Source organism: Vibrio sp. JZG120 (assembly GCF_053890955.1).
Genome location: NZ_JBSRRK010000037.1, coordinates 1 through 2,622 on the forward strand (window position 1 = coordinate 1; position 2,622 = coordinate 2,622).

1 protein-coding gene and 4 tRNA genes are annotated in these 2,622 nt (G+C 44.7%); all 5 read left to right on the forward strand.

The window, feature by feature from the left end:
- The first annotated feature begins 78 nt into the window (after nt 1-78).
- Nucleotides 79-154: transfer RNA gene (locus tag ACWPOD_RS23600), tRNA-Phe, on the forward strand.
- Nucleotides 155-192: 38 nt separating this feature from the next.
- A tRNA-Asn gene (locus ACWPOD_RS23605) sits at nt 193-268 on the forward strand.
- 292 nt (nt 269-560) lie between these two features.
- A complete protein-coding gene (locus ACWPOD_RS23610; RefSeq protein ID WP_164667180.1) occupies nt 561-2,186 on the forward strand; it encodes a methyl-accepting chemotaxis protein in 1,626 nt (541 codons plus the stop codon).
- A gap of 233 nt (nt 2,187-2,419) precedes the next feature.
- Nucleotides 2,420-2,495: transfer RNA gene (locus ACWPOD_RS23615), tRNA-Phe, on the forward strand.
- Nucleotides 2,496-2,548: 53 nt separating this feature from the next.
- Nucleotides 2,549-2,621: transfer RNA gene (locus tag ACWPOD_RS23620), tRNA-Thr, on the forward strand.
- Nucleotide 2,622: the final 1 nt, after the last annotated feature.

The following is a 2,622-nucleotide window of genomic DNA, read 5'->3' on the forward strand; positions in this document are numbered from 1 at the left end:
CTTAGCTCAGTAGGTAGAGCAACTGACTTGTAATCAGTAGGTCACCAGTTCGATTCCGGTAGTCGGCACCATTCTTTTGCCTCGATAGCTCAGTCGGTAGAGCAGAGGATTGAAAATCCTCGTGTCGGTGGTTCGATTCCGCCTCGAGGCACCATTATTTGGTGTCATTGCTAAACACGATACACGAATAATTCCTCCTTAGCTCAGTTGGTAGAGCGACGGACTGTTAATCCGCAGGTCACTGGTTCGAGTCCAGTAGGAGGAGCCATTTTTAAAAAGCCGCATCTTTTGATGCGGCTTTTTGGCATCTGCCCTACGTTCATTTCATTTTCTCTGTTTCTCTGTTTCTCTGTTTCTCTGTTTCTCTGTTTCTAGCATCGCAAAATATTAAGCCCAATCTCTAAAAAACACTTATTTTACGCTAAAAATTTAATCCTCATCATAATTTCAATACGCACTAGTATGCGCTCATATTCATCTTCACTAAGATGCCCGAGTTATTACATTTCTTCTTTTAGCTATGCCTTGCATAGTGATGACACTTTATTTGTGAGCCAAATATGAAACTAAAAACTCAAGCCTATTTATTATCTGCGATCATATTGCTAGCACTCCTAGCACTGACCGCAACGGGCTTATGGACACTTCGCGTCGCAAGTAACCTTGATAACAAAGCTCGGGTTACTGAGCTATTCAAAAGTGCGTACAGCATTCTTACCGAAGTAGAAAAAATGGCTATCGAAGGCAAAATGCCAGAGGACGAAGCGAAATCATTAGCCACTCGCCTACTTCGTAATAATATCTACAAAGACAACGAATACGTTTATGTCGCAGATGAGAACATGATTTTTGTTGCAGCTCCGCTTGACCCTCAATTACATGGAACAAGCTTTCACGACTTTCGTGATGGAGATGGCAACAGCGTCGGCCAACTTATCTTAGATGTTTTGGGGCGCAAAACAGGTCAAATCGTCGAATATACTTGGAGTCAAAAGCAGGCCGACGGAAGCATTGAAGAAAAACACTCTATTGCCGAGAAAACACCACATTGGGGCTGGGTTGTAGGTACAGGGATCGGTTTTAATGAGGTGAATGCTCGCTTCTGGGCTACCGCCCAATGGCAGCTTGTACTGTGTTTAGTTATCGCGGGGAGTATTCTCGGTGGCCTGATTATCTCGATTCGCAAGATGCTCAATCTACTTGGTGGAGAGCCAAACGATGTGCGCAAAGCCGTTCAAGCTGTCGCACAAGGCGACATTCAGACCAGTTTTGATGCAGTGGCGCCGAGAGGAAGTATCTATCGTGCGGTGCAAGATATGAGTCAATCACTAGCCACCATGGTGACAAACCTTGAGAAATCCATGCACGCACTGCGCGCTGAGTTATCTGCCGTAGAATCACGCTCAAATACGATTGCCGATCTCACCGTATCCCAGCAGCAGTCAACAGCAATGATTGCCACTGCTATGACTGAAATGGCATCTTCAGCCAACCATGTTGCCAACTCGGCAAGTGATACAGCAAACAACACAGACGAAGCCGATAAACAAAGTCAGCATACTCAGAAGCTGATTCACAGTACTGTTGAAAACATTCAAGGTTTGGCTTCTCAATTAAATACTGCAAGTAAAGCGGTCGCCGATCTAGATCAGGATGTAAATAGTATAGTGAAAGTGCTCGATGTAATTGGCGATATTGCAGAGCAAACAAACTTACTCGCACTCAATGCTGCCATTGAAGCAGCACGTGCCGGAGAGCAAGGTCGAGGCTTTGCCGTTGTTGCCGACGAGGTGCGTAACCTGGCAGGCCGAACACAAGATAGCACTAAAGAGATTCAGCATATGATCTCCAACCTGCAAGAAGGTTCCCGTAACGCTATTCACACAATGGAAGTGTGTGCAGAAACCAGTGAGGGCACAGTAACAGAGTCTAAGAATGCCTCTGAAGCTCTGCAGCAAATTGTAACGGCTTTAGAATCTATCACCGCAATGAGTCAGCAGATCGCGACCGCAGCAGCCGAACAAACTCAGGTTAGCGATGATATTGCGCTGCGCGTCAATCTTATCGAGGAAAGCGGAAGCCAGCTCAACTCTGTGGTAACAGAGAGTCAATCAAGCACTCAAACTTTAGCTTCGCTGGCGGATGAGTTAGAAGGTTGGGTAAACAAGTTCTCTGTAAAGCACTAGGTTAAAGTCAATTGTTTAGTATAAAGCACGTTTTCAAGCGTGCTTTTTTTGTTTTTATCCATTTACTCTACTTTCAAACTCCTATCTCTCCATTAAAGAAAGCTTAGTTAATGGTGTATTTGTATCAAAAATGCATAAAAACAGCCCACTCCGAGCACATTTTCATCAAACGATATTTTATTTTAATTTTATGGTTGACCTAAGAGCCGAAAAACCGTTTAATACACCTCGTCGCCCGGATAGCTCAGTCGGTAGAGCAGAGGATTGAAAATCCTCGTGTCGGTGGTTCGATTCCGCCTCCGGGCACCACAATTTATTAATTGTTGGTGCTTAGCACGAACAATAGTTAAAGAATATAGTGTGCCGACTTAGCTCAGTAGGTAGAGCAACTGACTTGTAATCAGTAGGTCACCAGTTCGATTCCGGTAGTCGGCAC